Annotated in this window: 19 protein-coding genes and 1 other RNA gene; 3 read left to right on the top strand and 17 right to left on the bottom strand. The window is 58.5% G+C overall.

Features of this window, described 5'->3' with window-relative positions; translation table 11 throughout:
* Window positions 1-5 precede the first annotated feature (5 nt).
* Entirely contained in the window at window positions 6-1,919 is a 1,914-nt protein-coding gene (ftsH, locus tag ACOZ42_RS04000) for an ATP-dependent zinc metalloprotease FtsH (RefSeq protein ID WP_003803362.1), read from the bottom strand.
* Window positions 1,920-2,026: 107 nt separating this feature from the next.
* Window positions 2,027-2,665 carry an RlmE family RNA methyltransferase gene (locus tag ACOZ42_RS03995; RefSeq protein ID WP_003803365.1) on the bottom strand — a complete coding sequence of 213 codons (639 nt, stop codon included), beginning with the start codon at window positions 2,663-2,665 and terminating at the stop codon, window positions 2,027-2,029.
* A 17-nt stretch (window positions 2,666-2,682) separates the two neighbouring features.
* Between ACOZ42_RS03995 and ACOZ42_RS03990 the strand changes: the two genes are divergently transcribed.
* Window positions 2,683-3,279 carry a YhbY family RNA-binding protein gene (locus ACOZ42_RS03990; RefSeq protein WP_003803369.1) on the top strand — a complete coding sequence of 199 codons (597 nt, stop codon included), beginning with the start codon at window positions 2,683-2,685 and terminating at the stop codon, window positions 3,277-3,279.
* Window positions 3,280-3,375: 96 nt separating this feature from the next.
* On the opposite strand, the gene greA is transcribed toward ACOZ42_RS03990, so the two are convergent.
* Both greA and ACOZ42_RS03980 read right to left on the bottom strand, forming a co-directional pair.
* Entirely contained in the window at window positions 3,376-3,852 is a 477-nt protein-coding gene (gene greA, locus ACOZ42_RS03985; protein ID WP_003803370.1) for a transcription elongation factor GreA, read from the bottom strand.
* A gap of 398 nt (window positions 3,853-4,250) precedes the next feature.
* Entirely contained in the window at window positions 4,251-5,576 is a 1,326-nt protein-coding gene (locus ACOZ42_RS03980) for a solute carrier family 23 protein (protein WP_003803372.1), read from the bottom strand.
* 320 nt (window positions 5,577-5,896) lie between these two features.
* On the opposite strand from ACOZ42_RS03980, the gene ACOZ42_RS03975 reads away from it, so the two are divergent.
* On the top strand, window positions 5,897-6,535 hold the full coding sequence (locus ACOZ42_RS03975; RefSeq protein WP_426345568.1) for a histidine phosphatase family protein: 639 nt from the start codon (window positions 5,897-5,899) through the stop codon (window positions 6,533-6,535).
* 51 nt (window positions 6,536-6,586) lie between these two features.
* Here the strand turns inward: ACOZ42_RS03975 and ACOZ42_RS03970 are convergent, their stop codons facing one another.
* The 4 genes from ACOZ42_RS03970 to carA all read right to left on the bottom strand — a co-directional run bounded on the left by ACOZ42_RS03970 (window position 6,587) and on the right by carA (window position 12,826).
* Window positions 6,587-7,357: an SDR family oxidoreductase gene (locus ACOZ42_RS03970; protein ID WP_059318719.1), complete on the bottom strand. Its 771-nt coding sequence runs from the start codon at window positions 7,355-7,357 to the stop codon at window positions 6,587-6,589.
* A gap of 17 nt (window positions 7,358-7,374) precedes the next feature.
* Entirely contained in the window at window positions 7,375-8,271 is an 897-nt protein-coding gene (gene lpxO / locus ACOZ42_RS03965) for a lipid A hydroxylase LpxO (RefSeq protein WP_059318718.1), read from the bottom strand.
* A 140-nt stretch (window positions 8,272-8,411) separates the two neighbouring features.
* Window positions 8,412-11,654, bottom strand: coding sequence for a carbamoyl-phosphate synthase large subunit (gene carB, locus ACOZ42_RS03960; RefSeq protein WP_003803383.1), 3,243 nt, complete (start codon window positions 11,652-11,654; stop codon window positions 8,412-8,414).
* 8 nt (window positions 11,655-11,662) lie between these two features.
* Window positions 11,663-12,826: a glutamine-hydrolyzing carbamoyl-phosphate synthase small subunit gene (carA, locus tag ACOZ42_RS03955; RefSeq protein WP_039943727.1), complete on the bottom strand. Its 1,164-nt coding sequence runs from the start codon at window positions 12,824-12,826 to the stop codon at window positions 11,663-11,665.
* Between the two features lie 169 nt (window positions 12,827-12,995).
* On the opposite strand from carA, the gene tal reads away from it, so the two are divergent.
* On the top strand, window positions 12,996-13,958 hold the full coding sequence (gene tal, locus ACOZ42_RS03950; protein ID WP_039943728.1) for a transaldolase: 963 nt from the start codon (window positions 12,996-12,998) through the stop codon (window positions 13,956-13,958).
* A gap of 144 nt (window positions 13,959-14,102) precedes the next feature.
* Here the strand turns inward: tal and ACOZ42_RS03945 are convergent, their stop codons facing one another.
* The 9 genes from ACOZ42_RS03945 to ACOZ42_RS03905 all read right to left on the bottom strand — a co-directional run bounded on the left by ACOZ42_RS03945 (window position 14,103) and on the right by ACOZ42_RS03905 (window position 26,493).
* Window positions 14,103-14,897 (bottom strand): ABC transporter permease, encoded by a 795-nt coding sequence (locus tag ACOZ42_RS03945; RefSeq protein ID WP_003803390.1) that lies wholly within the window; start codon window positions 14,895-14,897, stop codon window positions 14,103-14,105.
* 1 nt (window position 14,898) lies between these two features.
* On the bottom strand, window positions 14,899-15,705 hold the full coding sequence (locus tag ACOZ42_RS03940; RefSeq protein ID WP_059318716.1) for an ABC transporter ATP-binding protein: 807 nt from the start codon (window positions 15,703-15,705) through the stop codon (window positions 14,899-14,901).
* Window positions 15,698-16,738: an ABC transporter substrate-binding protein gene (locus ACOZ42_RS03935; protein WP_131071350.1), complete on the bottom strand. Its 1,041-nt coding sequence runs from the start codon at window positions 16,736-16,738 to the stop codon at window positions 15,698-15,700. The genes ACOZ42_RS03940 and ACOZ42_RS03935 overlap by 8 nt, the downstream gene beginning before the upstream one ends.
* Before the next feature lie 103 nt (window positions 16,739-16,841).
* Entirely contained in the window at window positions 16,842-17,453 is a 612-nt protein-coding gene (gene recR, locus ACOZ42_RS03930) for a recombination mediator RecR (protein WP_240209016.1), read from the bottom strand.
* On the bottom strand, window positions 17,453-17,779 hold the full coding sequence (locus ACOZ42_RS03925) for a YbaB/EbfC family nucleoid-associated protein (protein WP_003803398.1): 327 nt from the start codon (window positions 17,777-17,779) through the stop codon (window positions 17,453-17,455). Before ACOZ42_RS03925 ends, recR begins: the two co-directional genes overlap by 1 nt.
* Window positions 17,780-17,820: 41 nt before the next feature.
* Entirely contained in the window at window positions 17,821-20,190 is a 2,370-nt protein-coding gene (gene dnaX / locus ACOZ42_RS03920) for a DNA polymerase III subunit gamma/tau (protein WP_240209015.1), read from the bottom strand.
* A 115-nt stretch (window positions 20,191-20,305) separates the two neighbouring features.
* Window positions 20,306-20,403: signal recognition particle sRNA small type (ffs, locus tag ACOZ42_RS03915), an RNA gene on the bottom strand.
* 16 nt (window positions 20,404-20,419) lie between these two features.
* Window positions 20,420-23,845 (bottom strand): UvrD-helicase domain-containing protein, encoded by a 3,426-nt coding sequence (locus ACOZ42_RS03910; protein WP_003803402.1) that lies wholly within the window; start codon window positions 23,843-23,845, stop codon window positions 20,420-20,422.
* Window positions 23,845-26,493, bottom strand: coding sequence for a PD-(D/E)XK nuclease family protein (locus ACOZ42_RS03905; protein WP_426345567.1), 2,649 nt, complete (start codon window positions 26,491-26,493; stop codon window positions 23,845-23,847). The genes ACOZ42_RS03910 and ACOZ42_RS03905 overlap by 1 nt, the downstream gene beginning before the upstream one ends.
* Between the last annotated feature and the right edge of the window lie 32 nt (window positions 26,494-26,525).

Below are 26,525 nucleotides of genomic sequence, written 5' to 3'. Positions count from 1 at the left end.
GTAAGTTAAGCAACGGGCGTTGACGCCGCGGCACCTTTGTCATCCGCTGGGCTGGGACCCGCTGCGGGAGGCGTGGCGCCATCGGAAGGCGTGTTGTCATTGCTGTTGGGCACGTGTGGCGCCCGTGGCGGCAAACCTTTCATGATGTCGTCGATCTGATCGGCATCAATGGTTTCCCATTCCAGCAAAGCCTTGGCCATGGCATGCATCTTGTCGCTATTGTCCTCGATCAGCTTGCGCGCAACAGCGTACTGCTCATCGATGATCTTGCGGATTTCGGAATCCACTTTCTGCATGGTGGCTTCGGATACGTGCGTGGTCTTGGTCACACTACGACCCAGAAACACTTCACCTTCGTTTTCGGCGTAGACAACCGGGCCCAGGGAGTCGGTCATCCCGTAGCGCGTCACAATGTCGCGAGCAATCTGCGTAGCCCGCTCAAAGTCGTTCGACGCGCCAGTGGTCATTTGATTCATGAACACTTCTTCAGCAATACGTCCCCCAAACAGCACGGCAATCATGTTCAACAGGCGCTCTTTGTCCATGCTGTAACGATCACCTTCCGGCAATTGCATGGTGACGCCCAGGGCACGACCACGAGGGATGATCGTGACCTTGTGAACCGGATCTGTCTTGGGCAGCATGCAAGCCACCAGCGCGTGACCCGCTTCGTGGTAGGCCGTATTGCGACGCTCTTCCTCGGGCATGATCATGGTGCGACGTTCTGCACCCATGATGATCTTGTCCTTGGCGCGCTCGAAGTCCTGCATATCCACGGTGCGACCGTTACGGCGCGCTGCAAACAGGGCGGCTTCGTTGACCAGGTTGGCCAGATCGGCGCCGGAGAAACCGGGCGTACCGCGAGCCAGCACCACAGCGTCCACGTTGGGTGCCAAAGGCACTTTACGCATGTGAACTTTCAGAATCTGCTCGCGACCACGGATGTCAGGCAGACCGACAACGACCTGGCGGTCGAAACGGCCTGGACGCAGCAAAGCGGGGTCCAGCACGTCAGGACGGTTGGTAGCGGCAATCACCAGCACACCCTGGCCCGTTTCAAAACCGTCCATCTCAACCAGCAACTGGTTCAGTGTCTGTTCGCGTTCGTCGTTGCCACCGCCTAGGCCAGCACCACGCTGACGGCCGACAGCATCAATTTCGTCGATAAAGATAATGCAAGGCGATTGCTTCTTGGCGGTTTCGAACATGTCGCGAACGCGAGAAGCACCCACACCGACAAACATTTCCACGAAGTCCGAACCGGAAATGCTGAAAAACGGCACTTTGGCCTCACCCGCAATGGCACGGGCCAACAGGGTCTTACCGGTACCGGGCGAGCCGACCATCAGGATGCCGCGAGGAATGCGACCACCCAGACGCTGAAAGCGGCTTGGATCGCGCAGAAAGTCCACCAGCTCCTGTACGTCTTCCTTGGCTTCGTCGCAACCGGCTACGTCAGCAAAGGTCACGGGGTTGGAATTCTCGTCCAGCAAACGGGCACGCGATTTACCAAAGCTAAACGCCCCGCCCTTGCCACCACCTTGCATCTGGCGCATGAAGAACACCCATACACCAATCAACAGGAGCATGGGGAACCAGGAGATGAACAGGCTGGTCAGGAAGGAAGGCTCTTCGCGGGCCTTGCCCGATACCTGCACACCGGATTTCACCAGTTCAGGGACCATCCACAGGTCACCGGGGGACGTCAGCGTGTAGCTGCGACCGGAATCCGGCGTGACATGCAGGGTATCACCCTGAATATCCACCTTGCTGATGCGGCCGGAACGGGCATCATTCATGAATTGCGTGTAAGTGACGCCATCAGTGGCTGGCGGCCGGCCGTCAAACTGCTTGAAAACAGTAAACAGCACCAGCGCAATAACCATCCAGATCGCGACTTTGGAAAACGAATTGTTCAAAGCCAATCTCCTGCGATTGCGATAACTTGTCCGATATGCTTACACATAGCTGAACAAGCGCCATACATAGTTCATTCTACCCGATTCAAGGACCGGCAAGTCATAAATTACCTGCGCTTTACACCACGGGCAACGAGAAAGGTTTCGGCGGATTTATCGCGCGAAGCCTTGGGTTTACGCTCGACGACTCTGACAAAATTCTGTTTGAAAGATTCCACGATCTGGGAAAACCCGCTGCCATGGAAGGCTTTGACAATCAAGACACCCTCATCGGTCAGATGCTGCAAGGCAAATTCCTGCGCCAGCTCGCATAAATGCTGGATGCGGGCGGAATCGGCCGATGCCACACCAGACAAGTTGGGGGCCATATCCGAAATCACAAGATCTACTGCAGCGCCTTTTAAAGAATCCTGCAACTGCGCCAGCACCGAGTCCTCGCGAAAATCGCCTTGCATGAATTCCACCCCGGCAATGGGTTCCATTTCCAATATATCCAGTGCGATAATGCGACCATTGAGCACACCGCCGGGGCCGACCATGCGTTCACGTATCAGTTGCGACCAACTGCCCGGCGTCGACCCCAGGTCCACCACGACCTTGCCCTGAACCTGAATCTTCTCCAGATCCAATATTTCACTGAGCTTGAAGGCCGCACGCGCACGATACCCCTTTTGTTGCGCCAATTTGACGTAGGGGTCATTTATATGCTGCTGAACCCACTCTTTAGAGAATTTTTTCTTGGCCATTCCCGTACAATCTCTTTATGCCAAAACTCAACCTTACACCTCATGAGCGCAGCGACCTTCGTGCTGCTGCTCACGCTTTGCGCCCAGTTGTCCTGATTGGAGACAATGGCCTGACTGACGCTGTGCTCAAAGAAATCACCGTCCACCTGCAAGCCCACCAACTCATCAAGATTCGCGTGGCCGGTGATGACCGTCAGGCTCGTCTGACCATGTTAGAACAAATCTGCGATGCGCTCGATGCTGCCCCTATTCACCATCTGGGCAAAATCCTGACGATCTACAGACCCAATATTGAACGCCCCCCTGTTTTGGGAGCGCCCATCGAAAAACCTACTCGCGCGGTGCGTAAGCCCTCGGAGCCTTACACGCCCAAGAAACTGGCCGCATCCGGCGTCCAACGCACACGCAGCACCGAACGGGCTCGCCGTGCGGAAATGAAGGCTGAACGCAGCAGCACCCAGGAGAAAAAAGCCTCGGCCGCCCCGCGCAGCGTTCAGAAGTTCACCGCAGTCAAACCGGCTGCTGCGCCACGTCGTAGCACCAGTCGTCCGGGCAGTGCCATGTCCTTGCGAGCTGGCGCCCGTCGTGGACTGGGCGGTTCGGGCAAACGCTAAGCGCCCGTAAATTATAAGGCCCCGGCACAATGTACAGGGGCCTTTCTTTTGCGTGCAGTCAGCAGCAGCGGGATAAACCCGCCGCTCAACGCCCGATCAAATGTATTTGATCGACAGGATTTCGTATTCACGAATGCCGGCTGGCGCCTTGACCTCAACCACATCGCCCTCGCTCTTGCCGATCAGGGCGCGCGCGACAGGGCTGGAGATGGAGATTTTGTTGGCACGGATATCCGCTTCAACATCACCCACAATCTGGTAAGTCACTGTATTGCCTGACTCCAGGTCCTCGATTTCAACCGTGGCGCCAAACACGATGCGACCATCGGCTTCCAGGGCGGCAGGCTCGATAATCTGGGCGTTGGACAAGGTGCCTTCCAGTTCGGCGATCCGCCCCTCGATAAAGCCCTGGCGCTCACGCGCGGCATCATACTCGGCGTTCTCGGACAAATCGCCTTGTGCTCGCGCCTCAGCGATGGCGTTAATCACATCCGGACGTTCCACCGTCTTGAGGCGGTGTAATTCGACTTGCAAACGTTGTGCGCCCTGCGCAGTCAATGGGATCGCAGACATAGTATTCCTGCTCAACAAGTAAAAGACGCTCCGTAGCAGGAGCGCCTGGAAGATAGGGGGATAACGATGATGGGGCAAACAATCAAACAGGCCGGATCGGCTGACCTGAAAGCCCTGCCGACCGTGCAGCGTACATCAAACACACTGCCCAGGCCTTAAGCTGCCGACTGCCCCAATAAGGCTTTTCCATCACGGAGAACTTCCGCGGCAGAAAAAAACCCCGCGAAGAACCGGGGTGTGAGATCTATTGTCGGCAAACTGCCTGAAAATAGCAAGCCCCTCTAACCCCTGTGTAAAAAAACAGAGGTCTGAGAAGCGGGAAGGCTGGCCATCTCACCGGTCAGGGAGTTTGCCGGGCCGCTGAGGGCCACAGCAAAAGGGATTGGCTCTACGGGCGACTAACCCTTGTTTCGGCCAGAACCTCGCAACAAGGCGTGGAGCAAAATGGCGCCAAAGGTGGCACAGCCGATCCCATCGAGTCGAATCACACCAAACTGCAAGGAGAAGTTACCGGCCCCCAGGATGAGCGTGACCGCGGCGACCAGCAGGTTGCGGTTATCGCTGAAGTCCACCTGGTTCACCACCCAGATACGGGCACCGGCAATCGCAATCAGACCAAACACGACGATGGACATGCCCCCCAGCACCGGACCGGGAATGGATTGAATGACAGCACCGAATTTGGGCGAGAAGCCCAGAAAAATCGCAATCACCGCGGCAAAGGCAAATACCAGCGTCGAGTAAATGCGCGTGGCCGCCATGACACCAATATTTTCAGCGTACGTGGTGACTCCGGTTCCCCCTACCGAGCCGGACAGCATAGTGGCCACCCCATCTCCCACAAAAGCTCGCCCCAGATAACCATCCAGATCCTGGCCCGTCATGGCACTCACGGCTTTGATGTGACCCAGGTTCTCGGCCACCAGAATAATGGCCACCGGCACAATCACGGTCATGGCGTGCGCCTGAAATACGGGCGTGGAGAAAGTGGGCAGGCCCAACCAGGCCGCCTGGGCAACCGGCGCGAAATTGATCGGGGTGCCGTAGCCCATCACGTTGGTAAACAGCCAATACAGCACGCAGGCCAGAAGCAGACCCACCAGAATCAACAGGCGCTGAGCCACACCCCGCGTATAGACGGCAATCCCGCCCACACACAGCACCGTCATCAAAGCCATCAGGGAATCAAAAGTACCGGCACCCATGGCGCCCTTGGCAGCAATGGGTGCCAGATTCAGGCCAATCACGGCCACAATGGAGCCGGTAACCACTGGCGGCATCCACTGGTTGATCAGACGTGCCGCGCCACCGTGAGTGCGCGCATTAAATACCCAGACCAGCGCACCGATCAGCGTATAGACCAGACCGCAGATGATAATGGCCCCGAGAGCCACACCAATATTGGGATTGGGACCGCTACCGGCATAACCGGTCACCGCAATCACCCCACCAATAAACGCAAAACTGGACCCAAGGTAACTGGGAACGCGGCCACCTACAAACACGAAAAAGATCAGGGTGCCAATACCCGACATCAAAATAGCCAAGTTGGGATCAAAGCCCATCAACAAGGGGGCCAGAATGGTGGAACCGAACATGGCCACCACGTGCTGGGCGCCCATCGCAATGTTTTGCGGCGTTGCCAGACACTCGTCAGGTTGCACAACCGCACCCGGTTCGCTGCCGGACACACGGCGCCAACGCGGAAAGTAAGACTGAGACATAGAGGGTTCCAGAAAAGGAATAAAGAAATACCGCTGAATTCGGCCTACGCTCGCACCAGCGCTTCCAGAAGCACCGGCGGATTCATTGAGGCATGATTTTAAACGTGAAAGACCCAACAAGGCACCTGAAAATAAGGCTGCACGCGATAAACACCACGTTGGACCAAGCAGAAGCAGGTTTCACCACGGTTTCTGCCTCCATCCTCAGGCTATATGCGGTATATACCCTCTCTATCTGCTTGTGCTTGACCGGCCCGTTACAATAGCGAATCAGCCTGCCTTTGGCAGTCAGATTCCCTACCTGAATAATGGCCGCAAGCATGAGTACGTCTATTTGTCTGATCCGCCACGGTGAAACCGCCTGGAACGCTGCACGTCGCTTACAGGGCTGGCAGGATATCGCCCTGAACGAGACCGGGCGGGAGCAGGCCCGGGCCCTGCACAGTTACCTGAGCTCTCCGGCATTTCAACAGTCCGTGGACGCCGTCATCAGCAGTGATCTGCAACGCGCCTGGGAAACCGCCGAGATAGCCTGTCAGCACTGGGACATCGCCATTGAGCGGCTGCCCGGATTGCGCGAGCGTGGCTTTGGCAAACTGGAAGGTCAGGCCTGGGATGCGGCAGGCCGACATGGCCCCGACCAGCCCGACGACACGGTTGATATTGATTATGCGGTAGAAGGCGGCGAATCACTGCGCCAGTTTCAAACCCGGGTTTTGGACTGCTTTGAGACGCTGCCCCAGACACATGCCGGCAAGAACCTGCTGGTTTTCGCCCATGGTGGCGTCATTGATATGGTCTGGCGAAAACTGAACCAACAGGCACTCAATGCCAAACGCACTCATGCCATTCTGAATACCAGTTTGAACTTCTTCAATATTGATGAGGACCTGAACTGGACCTGCACGCAATGGGGGCAACTGCCTCATCTGAATACGGCGCTGGACGAGCAGGCCTGATCCCCCCCCACCAGGCCTCGGTAGCGCCAGGCAGCAGCCAGAGGAAGGTGATCAGGCCTTGTTGTTCAGCCGTGGCTTGCGAGGAGCCCCGCGCGCAAGACGATCGTAGAGCCAGTCAGGCAAAAGACGCATCAGCCGCGACACAATCCCCATTTGCCAAGGAATAACTCGGTAGGAAACACCCTGCTCAATGGTCCTGCGGGCTTTGCGGGCAAAGTCTTGGGCCGGCATCAAGAAAGGCATGGCGTAAGGATTATGGGCCGTCATGGCCGTGCGGATATAACCAGGCGTAATTGTCACGACGGACACGCCGTAAGGCGACAACTCCAGACGCAAGCTTTCGCAATAAGCGATAACCGCAGCCTTGGAGCTGCTGTACGCACCCGCACCGGGCAACCCACGAATACCTGCCACGCTGGCAATACCGACCAATGAGCCCTTGCCTGCCGTTTTCATGGTGCTGATAAACGGTTCAAAGGTTGCCACCATCGCCAGCAGATTTGTCTCCACAATGGCCTTGAATACGGCAAAGTCTTCCGTTTCTTCCGTCAAAGTCCCCGCACTGATCCCCGCACTGGCAATAACCACGTCGATTCTCTGGCCCGTGAACTGCAAAAAGTCCTGGGCAGCCTGATGCAAAGCCTCCCTGTCGCGGACATCGGCAACATAAATACGATGTTCGCCCGGCAGGCTGTCAGCCAGCGCCTGGAGTGCTTCCTGCCGCCGTCCGAGCAAACCCAGGCAAGCGCCTTGAGCCGCGTACTCCTGCGCCAGCGCTTTACCCAAACCGCTGCTGGCACCCGTGATAAAGACCGTCTGCATAAGGCTGTACCCGCGCTTTACAGGAAGATCAAGGCAGCAATGCCCAGTACCAGCAACCATTTGAGCACGTAGTACAGGGTTTCGTTTTTCTTCTTGATGGCCTTGCCAAAGCGACGAACCGCATAGACCGTGCCAAAGATGCGGTTGATCCCGCCGGTGCGGTCGCCTTCCTGATTCGGGGCAGCCGCCGCACGCAGCAAAAACCCGCCTACCGCGTGATTGACCGCCTGTGCCCAGCGATAACGCATGGGGCGTTCAATATCGGCAAACAGGATAATGCGGTTCTGATCCGTCTTGTTCTCTGCGTAATGAATAAAGGTTTCATCAAAAACGACGGCTTCACCATCACGCCAATAATAGGTCTGGCCATCCACATCGATGTAGCAGTCAGGACTATTGGGTGTCATCAAGCCCATGTGAAAACGCAAGGAACCGGCGTAGGGGTCCCGGTGTCGCGGCAAGCGCGCGCCCGGCGGCAAAGAAGTAAACATGGCCGCCTTGATCGAGGGAATATCCTTGAGCAAGCTGGTGGTTACCGGGCACAGCTCGCGCGCCGAGGGATGATCGGCGTCATACCACTTCAGGTAAAAGCGCGTCCAGCCGGTTTTGAAAAAAGAGTTAAAGCCTGCATCGTTGTACTTGTCCGAAGCCTTGATGTGGCCTTCGCCAAACAAGTGCTGGGCCTCGGCGCGAATCTCATCGCAGTGTTCCAGCAGTTTGTTAAGTTCCGGGAAATGTTTCAGGTCCAGATAGGGCTGATTCGGTACCGCCGAAAAGCCATACATGAACACATTCAACGGCGCCGTGAAAGTGGAATGGTCCAGCAACTGCCGGGAAAAGCGGTGCCTGACTCGACCCCTGAAGTGCACGACAATCGTACACACAATGAATAAGGCAAGAATGAACCATTTCACGACACGATCTCCAAAGAAGAAAACTTCCACGCCCGGCTTAAAGCAGTCTGCGTGCAGTCACACGACGACGGTCGGGTCTTGTCTGAGGCAAGAACAAAAAAGGCGCACCGCCAGGGTGCGCCTTTCCAGCATGGAGCGACTTAGTGCTTCGCGAGCAGAGCGTGCAGCTCTTGAACCGCGTAAACCTTCAAGCCATCGCCATGACGCAGATACTGCAGGCCTTGCACAGCCGCTACAGCCCCCGCGATGGTGGTGTAGTAAGCCAGGTTGGCAGCCAAGGCATGTGTACGGATTGTACGCGAATCAACAATGGCGTTGCGTCGCTCTTCAACCGTATTGATGACCAGGGAAACTTCCCCGTTCTTGATCATATCCACAATGTGCGGACGACCCTCGGTGACCTTGTTCACCACCTGAACCGCCAGACCAGCCTGTTCGATGGCGCTGGCCGTACCACGGGTCGCCACCACCTTGAAGCCCAGTGAGATCAAGCCGCGAGCCACTTCAACCGCTTGCGGTTTGTCCTGAGCGCGCACACTGATGAACGCCAGACCGCCGTCAGGCAGATTCACGCTGGCTGCCATCTGCGACTTCACAAAGGCCTCGGCAAAGGAGGTACCAACCCCCATGACTTCGCCGGTGGACTTCATTTCAGGTCCCAGAATAGTGTCCACGCCAGGGAACTTCACGAAGGGGAATACCGCTTCTTTCACACTGTAGTAAGGAGGCGTGATTTCTTCGGTAATACCCTGCTCGGCCAGCGTCTGACCGGCCATGGCACGAGCTGCGATCTTGGCCAGTTGCAAGCCGGTAGCCTTGGACACGAACGGCACGGTACGCGAGGCACGCGGGTTCACTTCCAGCACGTAGACGTCGCCGTCCTGAATGGCGAACTGCACGTTCATCAAGCCCTTCACATTCAGGGCCTTGGCCATCAAGGCAGTCTGGCGCTTGATTTCTGCAACGGTTTCATCGCTGAGCGAATATGGGGGCAAGCTGCAAGCAGAGTCGCCGGAGTGGACACCTGCCTGCTCAATGTGTTGCATCACCCCGCCCACAAAGACGCGCTCGCCGTCAGCCAGACAGTCCACGTCCACTTCAGTGGCATTGTTCAGGAAGTGATCCAGCAGCACGGGCGAGTCATTGCTGACCTTGACCGCTTCGCGCATGTAGCGCTCCAGGTCTTGCTGCTCGTGCACGATTTCCATGGCACGGCCACCCAGAACGTAGCTTGGGCGCACCACCAGCGGATAACCGATCTCGGCCGCCAGAGCGATCGCTTCGCCTTCAGTGCGGGCGGTACGGTTTGGCGGTTGACGCAGGCCCAGCTTGTTCAAGAGCTTTTGGAAGCGCTCACGGTCTTCGGCCACGTCAATGGATTCAGGGCTGGTGCCGATAATGGGCACACCGTTGGCCTCCAGCGCACGCGCCAGCTTCAGGGGAGTCTGACCACCGTACTGAACAATGGTGCCGACCGGTTTTTCGATGTGAACGATTTCCAGCACGTCTTCCAGCGTCAGAGGCTCGAAGTACAGACGGTCGGACGTGTCGTAGTCGGTGGAAACGGTTTCGGGGTTGCAGTTGACCATGATGGTTTCGTAACCATCTTCGCGCAAGGCCAGGGCGGCATGCACGCAGCAGTAGTCAAACTCAATACCCTGACCAATACGGTTGGGTCCGCCACCCAGAACAATGATCTTCTTCTTGTCCGACGGATTGGACTCGCACTCTTCCTCGTAGGTCGAGTACATATAGGCCGTGTCGGTGGCAAATTCAGCCGCGCAGGTGTCCACACGCTTGTAGACAGGACGCACATTCAACTGGTGACGCAACTTGCGCACTTCCGATTCCACCGTATCGAGCAGGAAGGCCAGACGACGGTCGGAGAAACCACGGCGCTTCAGACCGAACAGCGTCTCGCGGTCCAGATCGGCCAGCGTCTTTTGTTCCAGCGCCAGTTCGATGTCCACGATCTCTTTGATCTGGGCCAGGAACCAGGGGTCGATCTTGGTGAGGTTGTGAACCTCGTCCAGGCTCAGACCTTGAGCGAAAGCATCGCCCACATACCAGATACGCTCTGGACCAGGCTCGCCCAATTCGACCTGCAGTTTTTCGCGGTCGGTGGTTTTCTGGTTCAGGCCATCCACACCCACTTCCAGGCCACGCAGGGCTTTCTGGAAGGATTCCTGGAACGTGCGGCCAATGGCCATCACTTCACCCACGGACTTCATCTGAGTGGTCAGACGCGAGTCGGCCTGAGGGAATTTCTCGAAGGCGAAACGTGGCACTTTGGTAACCACGTAGTCGATGGTTGGCTCGAACGACGCAGGGGTAGCACCGCCGGTGATTTCGTTCAGCAACTCGTCCAGGGTGTAACCCACCGCCAGACGCGCAGCGATCTTGGCAATCGGGAAACCGGTTGCCTTGGAAGCCAGCGCCGAAGAGCGGGACACGCGCGGATTCATCTCGATCACGATCATGCGGCCGTTATCGGGGTTCACGGCAAACTGCACGTTCGAGCCACCGGTATCCACACCGATTTCACGCAACACAGCGATCGATGCATTCCGCATGATCTGGTATTCGCGGTCGGTCAGAGTTTGGGCAGGCGCCACCGTGATGGAGTCGCCGGTGTGAACACCCATGGGGTCCAGGTTTTCAATGGAGCACACAATGATGCAGTTGTCGGCGCGGTCACGCACCACTTCCATTTCAAACTCTTTCCAGCCCAGCAGGGATTCTTCAATCAGCAGTTCCTTGGTAGGCGATGCTTCCAGACCACGACGGCAGATCGTTTCAAATTCTTCAGGGTTATAGGCAATGCCCCCGCCGGTGCCGCCCAGCGTGAAGCTGGGGCGAATGACCACGGGGAAGCCGGCGGTACCGATTTCCTCGGCAATGCGCTTTTGCACCGCCCAGGCCTCGTCCATGCTGTGAGCCACACCGGACTTGGCGGACTCCAGACCGATGGAGGTCATGGCGTCCTTGAATTTCAGGCGGTCTTCGGCTTTTTCGATTGCAGCGGCATTGGCGCCGATCAGCTCGACACCGAATTTTTCCAACACACCATGTTTGGCCAGGTCCAGGGCGCAGTTCAGCGCAGTCTGACCGCCCATGGTGGGCAAGAGCGCATCGGGACGCTCTTTTTCAATGATCTTCTCTACCGCTTGCCAGGTGATGGGCTCGATGTAGGTGACGTCGGCCGTATCCGGGTCCGTCATGATGGTGGCCGGGTTGCTGTTGACCAGCACGGTCCGGTAACCCTCGGCCTTCAGGGCCTTACACGCCTGGGCGCCCGAGTAGTCGAATTCGCAGGCCTGACCAATGATGATCGGGCCGGCGCCAATGATAAGAATGCTTTTTAAGTCTGAACGCTTTGGCATAGTGCGATTTATTTATTGGCCTGGTGAGCAGCCATCAGGCTGATGAATTTGTCGAACAGCGAGGCAATATCGCGCGGGCCGGGAGTGGCTTCAGGGTGACCCTGGAAGCAAAACGCGGGGCGATCCGTCAACTCGAAACCTTGCAGGCTCTGGTCGAACAAAGAGATGTGCGTGACCTTGGCATTGGCAGGCAGCGTAGTGGCATCCACCGCAAAACCGTGGTTCTGGCTGGTGATGAACACGCGGCCGCTGGCTAGCTCCTGCACAGGATGGTTGGCACCGTGGTGGCCGTTTTTCATCTTCAAGGTCTGGGCACCGACGGCCAGACCCAGGATCTGATGACCCAGGCAAATACCAAACACAGGCAACTTGCGCTCCAGCAGGCCCTTGCACGCTTCGATTGCGTAATCACAAGGCTCTGGGTCGCCCGGGCCGTTGGACAGGAACACGCCATCGGGTTCGTACGCCAATACGTCGGCCAGGGGAGTCTGGGCAGGCACTACCGTCACTTTGCAGCCACGGTCGGCCATCAGGCGCAGGATGTTGGCCTTGACGCCGAAGTCGTACGCCACGACGTGAAAGCGGCTGCCTTCAGGCTTGGAGAAACCCTGGCCCAGTTCCCAGGAACCTTCAGTCCAGTTGTAGGGCTTGTCCGTGGACACAACCTTGGCCAGATCCTGACCTTTCAGGCCAGGGAAAGAACGAGCCAGTTCCAAAGCGCGCTCGGTATCGTCACCGACCAGGATGCAGGCACCCATGGAGCCTTTCTCGCGCAGGATGCGGGTCAGCTTGCGGGTATCGATACCGGAGATGGCCACAACGCCCTGAGCTTTCAGGTAGTCGGGCAAGGACTGGGTGGAGCGGAAGTTGGACAGGCGGGCGGGACAATCGCGAATAACAAGCCCAGCAGCATGGGCTTTGGTGGATTCGGAGTCCTCGGGATTGACACCGGTATTACCGATGTGCGGATAGGTAAGCGTAACAATTTGACCGCTGTAGCTTGGGTCTGTCAGGATTTCCTGATAGCCCGTCATGGCTGTATTGAAAACGATCTCAGCAACACAGTGCCCCTCGGCACCGATTGACACCCCTTTGAATAGGGTTCCATCCGCCAGGGCTAGGACGGCACTAGTGATAGTGCGGGACTCCTCAGGAAATAAAGACGGCAGCACGTTAAAAACCCCGGATTCTGAAATTAATATTAAACCTTCTAATTATATGCTCAAACCAAGTTTTTCCGGTAGTTTATCGGTAATAACGCTGAAACCAGGCACGAAAACATGGAAAATCGACTACAGTAGTTGATTGGTTTGATGGCTTTGCGATGGACTAGTAACAGACATGACTACTCAGCTTGACTCTCTGCGCCAGTGCACAACCGTAGTGGCCGATACCGGCGATTTTGAGGCGATGCGTGCCTATCGCCCCACCGATGCGACCACCAACCCTTCCCTGATTCTGAAGGCGGTCCAGCAGGCGACCTACCGCCCTTTGCTCGAGCGCGTCATCGCCGACCACCCCCACGCCAGTCTGGCTGAAACCAGCGATCTGCTGCTGGTTGCCTTTGGCCGTCAGATTCTGGACATTGTGCCCGGTCGTGTTTCCACCGAAGTCGATGCCCGTCTGTCTTTCGATGCCCTGGCCAGTGTCGAGCGCGCCCGTCACATCATTCAGCTGTACGAAAAAGCCGGTGTGCCGCGCGAACGGGTGCTGATCAAGCTGGCCAGTACCTGGGAAGGCATTCAGGCCGCCCGCGCGCTTCAGGCCGAAGGCATCCACTGCAACCTGACTCTTTTGTTCTGCCTGCCGCAAGCCATTGCCTGCGCCCAGGCCAAAGTCACCCTGATCTCGCCTTTTGTGGGCCGTATCTACGACTGGTTCAAGAAAGCCGCCGGCCCGGACTGGGACGAAAGCGCCAACCAAGGCGAAAACGACCCTGGCGTACGCTCAGTGCGCGGCATCTACGAATACTATAAAACCTACGATATCCCCACGGAAATCATGGGAGCCAGCTTTCGCAACGTCGGCCAGATCAAGGCATTGGCCGGCTGCGACCTGCTGACCATCAGCCCCGAGCTGCTGGGTCAGCTCGATGCGGCTCAAGGCGAGGTTCCTGCCGTACTGGATGTGGCACGTGCCAAGGCGGTGGCCCCCGAATGGCGTGCCAGCAACGAAATTGCCTTCCGCACGGAATTGAACCAGGATGCCATGGCCACTGAAAAGCTGGCGGAAGGGATCCGCCAGTTCACTGCCGATGGCATCAAACTCGACAGCCTGATTCAGCAGGCGCGCCAGCGGACCTGACTGCTCAGTCTGACATCCGGACACAGGCGGTCTGATCGACCTGGCCAACTTGCCGGCCTGACTCCTTGATAAAAAAACGGCTCCTGATTCAGGAGCCGTTTTTTGCGGAGCGCCACATCCATCAAGGGACTGGCAACATAACGCTCAGAGCTTTTCTGTGCCACCACCCTGAGGCCGCCAGGCCAGCAGGCGATCCTCAAACACGCTGACCAGCCCATCCAGAATCAGCGCGAAAACGGTCAGCACCACAATACCGGCAAACACCGTATTCACATCCAGTGTGCCCTCTGCCTGCAGGATCAGATAGCCGACCCCACTGGCTGAACCCAGGTACTCACCCACCACAGCCCCCACAAAAGCCAGACCGACCGAGGTGTGCAAGCTGGAAAACACCCAGCTGGTAGCCGAAGGAATATAGACGTGGCGCAGCAACTGACGACGGCTGGCACCCAGCATGCGGGCATTGTCCAGCAGCGTGGAGCTGACTTCACGCACACCCTGGTACACGTTGAAGAACACGATGAAGAACACCAGCGTCACCGCCAGAGCCACTTTGGACCAGATCCCCAGACCGAACCACATGCCGAAAATCGGCGCCAGAATGACGCGCGGCATGGAGTTGGCAGCCGTCAGGTAGGGGTCCAGCAAGGCTGCTGCACGAGGTGACAGACCCAGCCACAAGCCACATGCCAGGCCGGCAATCGTGCCAATGGCAAAAGCCAGCAGGGTTTCGCTCAAGGTCACGCCCAGGTGCAGGTAAATATCACCGTTGGTGACAAACCAGGCCCAGATCACCTTGACCACTTCCAGTGGCTGACCAAAGAAAAACGCAACTTTGGGGTCCAGCGTCAGAAAATGCCAGGCCAACAAAATAACGATGAGCAGTGAGATTTGCCAAGCGCGCAGGGCCAGCTTGGATCGAGTAAAGGATTTAGACATATCAGGCACGCTTTTGCTGGGCATAACCCTTGAGAACCTCATCGCGCAAGACGGCCCAGATCGCCGCATGCAATTCGACAAAGCGGGGGTCATTGCGCACTTCGGCCACGTCACGCGGACGTGGGAGATCGACATGGAATTCGCCAATGGGATGCGTGCCCGGCCCGGCCGACAACACCACCACACGATCACTCATGGCAATGGCTTCGTCCAGATCGTGAGTGATGAACAGCACCGCTTTACGCTGCGCCATCCAGATCTCCAGCACTTCGTTTTCCATCAGTTGGCGGGTTTGGATGTCGAGCGCCGAAAACGGCTCGTCCATCAAAATGATATCGGGGTCCCGAATCAGGGTCTGGGCCAGCATGACGCGTTTGCGCATACCACCGGACATCTGATGCGGGTAGCGATCACCAAAGCCACCCAGCCCCACTCGCTTGAGCCAGACCTGAGCACGGTCGCGGGCCTCATCTTGCGGAACACCGGCAAATTCCAGTCCGGCCATTACGTTGGACTCGGCACTGCGCCAGGGCATCAGCGCTTCGCCCTGAAACATATAGCCCGCACGCTCATTCACCCCTTGCAAAGGTTTACCGAACACGCGCACTTCGCCCGACGAAGGGCTCAGCAAGCCCGCCCCTACGTTCAGGAGCGTGGACTTGCCGCAGCCCGTTGGGCCTACCACCGAGACAAACTCGCCTGGAGCAATGCTCAGGCTGGCGTCACGAACAGCCGTGTATGTACCTTTGCCATCACGGGATGCAAACACACAGCTGATGTTCTCTAAAGAAAGTGCTGCTTCAGACATTGGGGTACTTCTTGTTGGCATTGTCAGCAAATTCGTTGGTGTAGATCTTGCTGATATCGATCTTGGCGGGGTCCAGATTCGGCACGAACGCAGCCAGGGCCTTCAAGGCGGTGGAAGGACCGTCTTCATCGACCAGGCCATCGGGCGAGAGGGATTCCTTATTGGCATCCAGACACTGCTTGTACAGCTCCACATCACCCAACAGATAGGAGGCGGGCACCGTCTTGGCAATGGTTTCGGCATCATTGGCCTGGATCCACTTGTCGGCGCGCACGATGGCATTGGCCAGAGCCTGGGCCGTTTTCGGGTTCTGAGTGATGAAGTCTTCCGACGCGTACAAGCAGGCCGAGGGCATATTGCCGCCAAAAATGGCCTTGGTATCGGCAACGGTACGGGTGTCAGCGATGACACGCACTTCGTTTTCCTTGAGCAAGGTGCCGATGACGGGGTCCAGATTGGCCATGGCATCGATCTGACCCGTACGCATGGCGGTAACGGCACCGGCGCCAGCGCCCACACCGATAAAGGACACATCCGAGGGCTTGAGTCCGTTTTGCTCCAGATAAAAATTGACCATCATATTGGTCGAGGAGCCCGGCGCGGTGACACCGATTTTCTTGCCCTTCAAATCAGCCGGCGACTTATAGTCTGGCATCGTTTTGTTGGATACAGCCAGAACAATGGCGGGAGCGCGCCCCTGCTGCACAAAGGCACGGTAGAACTGGCCTTTGGACTGCAGATTGATGGTGTGTTCAAACGCACCGGACACCACATCTGCACTGCCGCCCACTACGGCCTGCAGAGCCTTGGAGCCACCCGCAAAGTCTGCCACTTTGACTTTAAGGCCTTCGTCCTCGAAGTAGCCATTGATCTCGGCAATGGACAAAGGCAGGTAATAAATCAGCGCCTTGCCACCGACGGCAATCGTGATGTTCTTTTTTTCCACTTCCTGTGCACGGGCCAGCGTCGGCAACGACAGGGCCAGCCCCGATGCTCCAACCAGTTTGAGTGCATGACGACGTGTCAGTTTCATGGCAATCCCCTTCTTGTTGTTGGTCATTAACTATTTAGGCTTGATACTTATACTAAAAACAAAAGGGGGATACCCCCCTTGTCCGCTACGCGGTCAAACCTGTTCAAGTGGCGCGACGCTCCATCAAGGCCCAGGCAATGGTGCTGGGGTCCACATATTCCAGCTCGCTTCCGGCTGGCACACCGCGGGCCAGACGAGTCACTTTCAAACCTTGGCTGGTCAGCATCTCCGCCAGATGGTGGGCAGTGGTTTCGCCCTCTGCGGTGAAATTGGTCGCTAGTATCACTTCCTGCACCAGGCCATCACCGGCTCGCTCTAGCAAGCGGTCAAATTGCAAGGCGTCCGGGCCTATGCCTTCCAGCGGCGTCAAGCGCCCCATCAGGACATAGTAAAGGCCTCGATAGCCATGCGTAGCCTCGATCATGTTTTGATCGGCAGGGGTCTCCACCACACACAACAACGCCGGATCACGGCGGGGATTGGCACAGGTCTCACAAATGGGCTGGACGGTGAAACCATTGCAGCGCTGGCAGTGCTGCAGTGCTGTCGTGGCATGTTCAAGCGCACGGCTCAATTGGTCGGCACCTACCAGATCGTGTTGCAACAAATGGTAGGCCATGCGGCGAGCGCTACGCTCGCCCACACCGGGTAGCCGACGCAGAGCCTGGATCAGAGCCCGAAGAGGTTCGGGCTCTGCGATCTGCGGTTCGTTCATCAGAACGGAAACTTCATACCGGGAGGCAGTGGCAGGCCAGCGGTCACGCCCGCCATTTTTTCCTGCGAGGTGGCCTCGGCTTTGCGCTGTGCATCGTTAAAGGCAGCAGCAATCAAATCCTCCAGCATCTCTTTATCGTCTTCCAGCAGGCTGGGATCAATGGAGACACGGCGCACATCATGGCGGCAGTTCATGGTGACCTTGACCAGACCACCCCCGGAAACGCCCTCGACCTCGATATCGGCCAAGGCTTCCTGGGCCTTTTTCATGTTTTCCTGCATTTGCTGCGCCTGGCGCATCAAGCCGGCAATCTGACCTTTCATCATGGTTTGGTTTTCCTGATTGATAGAAATTGACAAGGGGCCTTTCAGGCGGCCCGAACCAAAGGAGTGGCCTTGATCGATCCAGCTTTGACACTGGCATCAAAGTCCTGGATCAGGCTCAAGACAAAGGGGTCCCGGGCAACCTGCTCTTCGGCCTGTCGCTGGCGCTCGGCCAGCTTGGCCTGCTCCACGGCATGCGCGGTCGCATCGCCCGTATCCCCGTATTCGATCACCAACTGAATGGACTGGGAAAAGTATTCCGACAATACTGTGCGCAAACGCGCCTTGCCCTGGCTGCCTTCAGTGGCCTTGATTTTGGCACGCAAGTGGATTTCCTGCCCTTTCACCCCCAGCCATTCGCTTTGACGGGCAAGCTCGGCAGCCCAGCCACTCAAGGGCAAGCTGGTTGCCACGTCGGGCCAGGTTTCCGGTTTCATGCCGCCCAAACGGACCGCGCGCGGGCTGTCCGAGCCACTGTGCGGCACCGGCAGGCCCAGCTCGGTATCCGGCATGAAGCGATCAGACATGGACACCGAAGGCACATCGCCCTCTTCTTCGGCAAGAGCCGCGTCCATATCCAACGGCTGATAATTCTCGAATTCTTCGTCCATGCCCTCGGACAACCAGGCGGGCTCTTGCAGACCGTCCTGCAGGGAGGACGCCGGCGCGGGGGGCTGTGCCACAGCTTGCACACGGGCGGCCGCCTGCGATGACATCAAAGCTTGAGCGCCGCTCTTGCCGGGGACCTTGGAGGGCCCGGCGTCGGACTCTGTTTGAACTGATATACCCGGTTCAGGGGCGGTGGAAGCTGACACGGCGGAGGCGGACTCCTCTGCACTACCACCTACCGCGACGCTCGCAACGGATGACGGCTGATTGGTCACCCCTTGTTCGTCAGCACCAGCATCCTGCGCGGCGGACAGTCCCGAATCCTGAGAGGCCATTGCTGCTGCAGACCCGGGCATCTCCTCCCAAGCCGGTACGAAATCGTCGTCTGCAGAAACCGATTCTGCGACGGGAGCAGACTGAGCCGCGTGAGCACTGACGGGATCAGCAGCAGGAGTTCCGGCAGAAGCCGACACCTGTGGTTGATGAGACCGCGCCTGGGAATCGGCGGACGTATGGGTCGTTCGTGCCGTTTGCGTTTCTGTCTGAAGGCCTTGCGTGGCTTGCTGTACCGACGCAGCAGAAACGGCCACCGCGCCAGAGACAGCCGAAGCTGTCTCCATCCCTGAAGCGGACGGCCCCGTTTCAGAAACAGAAGCAGCCTGGCTCGCAACAGCCCCCTCACCGGACGGCCCTGCCGGGGGAGGCACATGCGCCGACACAGGCTCGGGCAACAGGGCCAGCATGCGCAGACACGCCATCACAAAACCGGCGTACTCATCCGGAGCGAGGGACAATTCCTGACGGCTGTGCACGGCGACCGAATAAAACAGCTGCACATGATCGGGCGAGAGCATGGGCGCCAATTGCCGCACGGCTTCTGCCAAGGGGTCATCATCAGAAATGGTACCGGGGATGCGCTGCTCGATGGCGATACGGGACAACAAGGTAGCCAGATCAGCCAGAGCCCCGGCATACGACAAACCACGCAATGCCAGATCATCGGCCACAGCCAGGATGGCCTGCGCATCGTAAGCAATCAGCGCTTGCAACAATTGCGCCAGATGGCGTTGATCAATCGTGCCCAACATGGCTTGTACAGCCTGAGCGCTAAGGTCGCCTGCACTGTAGGCAATGGCCTGATCACTGAGCGACAAGGCATCGCGCATGGACCCATCGGCAGCCTGAGCCAGCAAACGCAAGGCAGGCAGCTCGAACTGCATGCCCTCTTGAGTCAGAATGTCCTGCAAATGCCCCACAATCGCAGGCACGGTCATCTGCTTCAGATTAAATTGCAAACAGCGCGACAAGACCGTGACCGGAATTTTTTGTGGGTCCGTCGTGGCCAGAATGAACTTGACGTGCGCAGGTGGTTCTTCCAGCGTCTTGAGCATGGCGTTAAAGGCGTGCCCGGTCAGCATGTGAACTTCGTCAATCATGTAGACCTTGTAACGACCCGAGCTGGGGGCGTAGACCGCCTGCTCCAGCAACTGGGTCATCTCTTCCACGCCCCGGTTGGACGCCGCATCCAGCTCCACGTAATCAATAAAGCGGCCAGCATCAATCTCGGTACAAGCGCGGCACACGCCGCAAGGCTTGGAGGTAATGCCGGTTTCGCAATTGAGCGACTTGGCCAGAATGCGCGACAAGGTGGTCTTGCCCACACCGCGTGTGCCCGTAAACAGCCAGGCGTGGTGCAGGCGCTGGGTATCCAGGGCATGGGTCAAGGCGCGCACCACGTGGTCCTGACCCACCAGGGTGTCAAAGGAACGAGGGCGCCACTTGCGGGCCAGAACGAGATAGGTCATGCGAATTCCGGACGGCGTGAACCATCAATACAAATAAGCGAAAGGAAAAGTGTACCGGATTCGGTGCTGAAGGGAAGCAGATAGACCGGGCGCGTGTAACCCGACAAGCAAATGAAGTGGCGAGCCTGACTCCGGCACTGATTCTGCACGGCTGTGGCTGCTTCGTTCCCGACCTGACCAGATTCACCGCCGAACCATGCGGAGGGGCCCGCCGACAAGTAGTGTAGCATTAATATGGCAGCCACAGATCAGCCCGCGGGAAATAAAGCGCAGCCTGCGCGGGACGCCCGTCCAGGGCCTGCACCTGTTCGCAATAACGCTGCAATTGTGGTGCATAGCGATCCAGCATCCGGGCCTTGAAATCGTCCAGGCTTTCATGCTCGGCAGGTCTCCCGGTCTTGTAATCCACCACCAGCCAGTGATCCTCCTGCGAGATGGCCAAGTCGATAATCGACACCCGGCCACTGACGTCCAGCAAGGACCATTCCCGGTAAGCCCGGCTGACACCCAGCAACCAGCGGCCACGCTCGGTTTGTACCGTTGCGATAATCGCTTCAAACAGAGATTGGGCAGCGTCATCCAGATAGGTCGAAGGCACCCCGGCCCGCAACAACTGCCGACGCATCACTGTGCGGCTTTGCTGCAAACGTTCTACCGGCCACGGGTCCAGACCTTCACGGCCCAGCTTTTCCAGCCAGTCGTGGGCAACCGTACCAATGGCTTTTTCATGAGTCGTATCCAGAGACCACTGCCAGCTTTGATATGACGAACTGGCAGTCTGCAACTGCTCGGGCGGCGCGGCGGGCAGGCTCACCACACGCTGCAAGAGTGCAGCAGGGCCTTGCCCGGGCTCCTCGTGCTGGCTGCCCTGCTCGGCTTGCCACACAGGAGCCTGCGGCTGCTGCAGCACAGGCCAGAGGCGACTGAGCAAAGAGCGGCCATCCGGTTCACGCAGCCCCTTGTCCTGGGTAATGCTCAGCTCACCAAATAAATGCAGCTCTTGACGGGCGCGTGTCAGCGCCACATACAGAAGGCGATGACTTTCCTGCTCGGCCCGTATACGCTCTCGCGCGGCCAAAAATTGAGACACGGGATCGCGCTGCTCGCTGCCCTTGTGGCTGATAGGCCCCAAGATCAGACGGTCGGCACTGTGTTCGAGGCGAATCAAGGGTTCGGAATCGTTGGCCGACTGCTTGTGCAGCCCAAACAAGATCACTGTTTCAAACTCCAGACCCTTGGACTTGTGAATCGTCATCACCTCCACTGCCTTACCCGTGCCTTGTGGGGTGGCGTACAACGACTCGACACGGGCCTGAAACTGCTGCTGATCGGGCGGGCCATAAGGGCACAGCTCTTCCAGCAAACGCAACACTTGCTCAGCGTCGGCCTGATCGGCCAGACTTGGATAGACTTGCGGCCCGCCCAGACGCGTCCAGCATTCCTGCACCCAAGCCGCAAAGGGCATCAAACCACTGCGATTGCCCCTGTCCAGCAAGATCTGGCAGGCAAATAAAAGACGCGCACGCTCATCCGCGTCCCAGTCCTGAAAACGTGAAGGATGAGAAAAACGCTCCGGGCGGGCAGTAACAGCGTTACCGCCGTCAGATGAGAGCTCCTGTCGACCCGTTTGCGCCTGGGCCTGCTGGAGCTCACCGTGCATGACGGGGCTGGCACTGAGGCCAGAACTCAGCTCTGCCAAGGTCTGCGTGGGATACAGCGCACACAGGCGATGCAAACTCTCCAGACGCAAGCCGATCAGCGGCGAGCGCAAGACGGATAGCCAGGCCAGGCGATCGGCCGGATGTGCCAAGGCACGCACCAATTGCACCAGGTCCGCCACCACGGGGCGCTGTTGCAAAGGCTCCAGCTCCACGGCACGACAGGGAATGCCCTGCTCCCCCAGCTTGCGCACCAGGCCGTGCAAATGTGAGCGTGCCCGCACCAAAATGGCCACCGGATGCTCGCTATCCTGGTAGCGTTCCAGGGCCTGCGCGGCACACTGAACGGCCTCTTGTACCGCACGCTCTTGAGCCGCCTGCTGAGACGGCATGGCATCCTCACCCCGCGCAACGCGAAAGTGCCAGCAGGGGTGAAAATGCACAGCCCACTCGGGTATATCAGGTTTGAAAGCCGTCGAGTGTTCGTAAGTGACCATCCCCAAATCCGGGTCGGGGCGAGCCGGAAACAGTTGCGCCCCCACCTGGTTCACCCATTCCACCAAGCGCGGATGCGAACGGAAGTTGTTGCTCAGATTCAGTGGTTCCAGCTCAACCTCGCCCAGTCGTCGAGCTTGCCAGACTTGCAGGAACAAACCGACTTCCGCTTTGCGGAAACGGTAAATGGACTGCATGGGATCGCCCACCAGAAACAGGCTGCGTCCGTCGCCCGGCTCCCAGCCACTGGTCAGACGCTCCAGCAACTGTACCTGGGACTGGCTGGTGTCCTGAAACTCGTCCACCAGCAAATGACGTATGGATCGGTCCATCCGCAACAGCAGCTCGCCCGGCTCGTCGGCGTCGCCCAGGGCTTGCAAGGCACGTTGCGCAATTTCGGTGAAATCGACCTCAGCTTTTTCCGCAAAACGCAGTTTCAACTGCGCCGCAGCCAACCACAGGACCTGTATCAGATTGGCAAGAACCTCTTGCTGTTGAGCAGAATACTGTTCGGGCAAAAGCCGCGCACTGGCCAAACGGGCTATCCAGGGTTCGGTGCCCAGACAATTGCCCAACCATTCCGTCAGGATTTCTTTTTGTGCGGTTTTGGGTGGGAAGCCGTTGCGCACTGTCAGGCTTTTGCGCAAGCTCCCCGTCTCGGTCAGCAACAAGGCAGCCAATCCCCGCCAGCGCGGCACGTCCTCCATGACCGGGGCCAGCGGATCGCCTTGCCAATCGGCCAGGGCCAACACATCGCCCGCCTCCAGATTCGAGGCTGCAAAGCAGGCCACAGGTGCCAGTGTCTGCGCCCAGCCCGGCGGCAAAGCGTCGCTTAACTGCTGCAACTGCTGCTCCACCACTTCGCGCAAGCTGTCCTGCAAAAAGGCCACATCGCCACCCTGCCCTACGGCAGGCAGCCACTGATCCCGGCTGGCCAACATGCTCGCCAACAAGGCTTGCGCCTGCAGCAGATTCACATCCATATGTTCCAGGAAACGGGCCACGCTGGGCACGCTTTCAGCCATTTCAAGCGTGGCCCAGGCGGCTGCTTCGTAATGCTCTTGGGCCTTGTCCGTGATGGCCGGCACGCCGCCCAGCCCCGTAATCCAGGGCATGGCGCGCACCAGATGAGCACACAGAGAGTCGATGGTGCGAATGCTTAAACGCGCCGGATACGCGAGCAAATCCCATTGCTGCTCCTGATTGCGCTGCATGGCGGCACGCGCCAGTTCCCAACTGCGTACCCGGTAGGGCTCGGACGGTCGTTCCTGATGGGCTGCGGCCAGCTTCTCCAGCACGCGCGCATGCATTTCAGCAGCGGCTTTGCGGGTAAAGGTAATCGCCACGATTTCTTCTGGCCGCTGCACACGCGCCAGCAAAGCCAGAATCCGGTCGGTCAGCAACTCCGTCTTGCCCGAACCGGCCGGGGCCTGCACCAGAAAAGAGGAGTCGGGGTCCAGGGCCCGGGCTCGGGCGGCACTATCGCTAGGGACTGTCAGCATCACACCTCGCCTCCATTATCCTGGAGGTCTTCCTGAAACAAGCGTAAAAAAGGCAGAACATCGCAATACAGCAAATCGTTGCGGTTCCAGATTCGATTGGCAGCCTGCCCTTGCAGGAACTCATCAGCCAGTCCTTCGACCGCCTGCTTCCACTGTGCAATCTGCGCCGTCCATTGCTGCGCGCTTTCCAGTTCGGTCAGGCCGTCAATATCCATGCCGGGCGCAGCCAAGCCGCTCAAGCCTACCTGACGAGCGTGCAGACGCACAAAAGCCAGCCCACTGACCGTGCGCCCCTCGTCTTGCAGAGCCGCGGCATAAAACGGCAATTGCAGATTCACTGGTCTGGGCCGCAGCCAGTCCTTGTCCGGCCTCAGCTCGCCTATGCCGGTTTTGTAATCCAGCAGCAACTGCTCACCCCCGACCAGATCATCCAGACGGTCCAGACGCAGGTTCAGGCTCAGCAGACCCCGACTCCACCGCAACTCGTGCTCCGTCGCGCCCAACGCAAATGGGGGGCGCTGAGCTTCCTGATGCGCGTACTCGCACAAGACTGCACGGCCGCGCTCCATCTCCAGACTGCGCAGTACCGGACCGTAATCTGCCAGTTCTTCCTGGGCGGCCTGATCGATGCACGATTGCACCACGTCCTGCAGTGAACCCCCGCCCATCAGTTCATGCAAACAGTCCTGATCTTTCACGCGCAGCCAAAACAATTCAACGGCACGGTGCAGAAACATGCCGCGTGTATTCATATCGCCCACACGGGCGTAATCCGGCAGTGCCTGTCCATGCAGACGGAACTTCACAAACGCCCATAAGGGATTGCGGGCCTGCGTATCCAACACACTGATCCCGCCCCGTATGCGTTCTTCCTGTTGCAGGCCTGGCCCCTGTTCGTCGAGCAGCGCTTCTTGAGCGGCTGCGGACCCTGCCTGCACCGCCCAGGGCATGTCCAGCACGGGCCACTGCATAATCAAGGGGCTGGGCCGCAGCGCCTGCTCACCTTGATGCAAAGGGGCACTTAACAACACCTGTTTTCCGCAGCGCAGCAATGCACTCAATATCCAGCGAGCCCACTCCAGCTCACGCTCGGGCGTACTGCGGGGGGCTTGTACACGACGCAGAACCTGAGCCGGAATCAAGGGATTCGGTTTGACGGCGGCAGGCAAAATATCGTCGGTCAGGCCCAGCACCCACACAGCGTCCCAACGCCCGCCCTCTGCTTCCAGAAAACCCAGTACGTCCAGTCGGGAGCGCGGGTCGCGCTGCGGCTGAAACAAATTTTCCCGGGCCATACGGGCCAGCGTGCTTTGCGCCTTCAGAGGACTGACACGCCCCAGGACAGGTGCCTGTTGCGCCAGTTGCAGCAGCAAGGCCTCCAGAGCCTCCAAGGTCTGGAACTGAGCACTATCCAGCATCGAGGTTCCTGGAAAGCCCAGGGCTTCCAAACACTGACGCATGATTGAGGCCCAGGCATCCACTCCTTGAGCGCCGCTGGACACCGCTGCAAAGCGATCCATGGCCCGGTTCCAGGCCAGGGCCAGCTCGGGCGTGTGGAAGCTGAGCATGTCAGCGAACTCTGTGCGACTGACCCGGGTGATGCGATTGTCACGCCACGCCTTGTCAATACGGGCGCGGCCACCCGCTTCGGACTGTTCCGCCTGACAGGCGCCCAGACGCAACGCCTGTCCGAGCAGCGCCGGTTCCGCCTGTCCCCGGGTCGCCAGGGTAAACAAGGCTTGCAGCCAGGCCAGGGCCGCGGCCACCACCGGCCAATCGGCCAGGGAGCGGGCCGCGGCCACGTTATAGGGCAAGGCCCCCTGATCCGTGTGCATGGCCTGCCGCAAGAGCCTGTGCACCAGTGGCAATTGTGTTTCCAGCTGCGCTGCCACAATCGCCACGGTGCGACTGGGGTCCTCGTCCAATTGGCGCCGCGCCCACTGGACCGCCAGACGCCATTCGGTATCCGCATCCTGCGCCTGCACCCGATGGACCTCCGTGGCCACAGGCTCTTCATGCTCCAGGCGCAAAATCTCGACCCCCAATTGCTGCAAACCGCTCAACAGACTTTGCAGACGCGGCGAGTACTCGTGAAAACCGTGCAGCACCATATGGCGATGACGAATATGCAAGGCGCCGGCCTGCACGGCGGCCAAGACGCGTTGCGCAGCCAGATTGGCGTCATCCAGATCCGCCTGCGCCAGGCTTTGCCGATAGTGAGCGCGCCACTGCATGAAGCGTTCGAAGTCCACACTGGCTTCGCCGGGCTTGAGCTCGATATTCCATTCATCCAGCAAGGTGTCGGCCTCGCACGCCAGCCGCGCTGCCTGGCCCACATCCAGAAAATAGCCCTCTTCCTCGCACTGCTCGATGCTGTGCTCCCATCGCTGCAAGGCAGCGAAGCGATCCATCTGGTGCGCCGCAGGCTGCCACTGTTCGGAAAAACACAGCTGATCACTGGCCTGTGCCAGCCAGGCGCCCAGGGGCACAATTTCCGGTACCGCCACTGTTCCCCCGGCACCGGCCAGACGAGCCGACAGGTGCCCGAGCAGGCGACGCGCATAACGCTTGTTCACCGTCAAAACAATCGTCTGCGCACTGTTAAGCGTCTGCAAATGAGCCAGGGAAACGGCAGGGGTGTCGTACATAGAAAAAACCAGTTAAGGTTGCAAGAAAACAG

It is taken from the genome of Alcaligenes sp. HNGD-HTN06, assembly GCF_049932565.1.
GTDB lineage: Bacteria > Pseudomonadota > Gammaproteobacteria > Burkholderiales > Burkholderiaceae_B > Alcaligenes > Alcaligenes ammonioxydans.
Note: the sequence above shows the minus strand (reverse complement) of the source record. Positions and strands in the feature narration are given on the sequence as shown.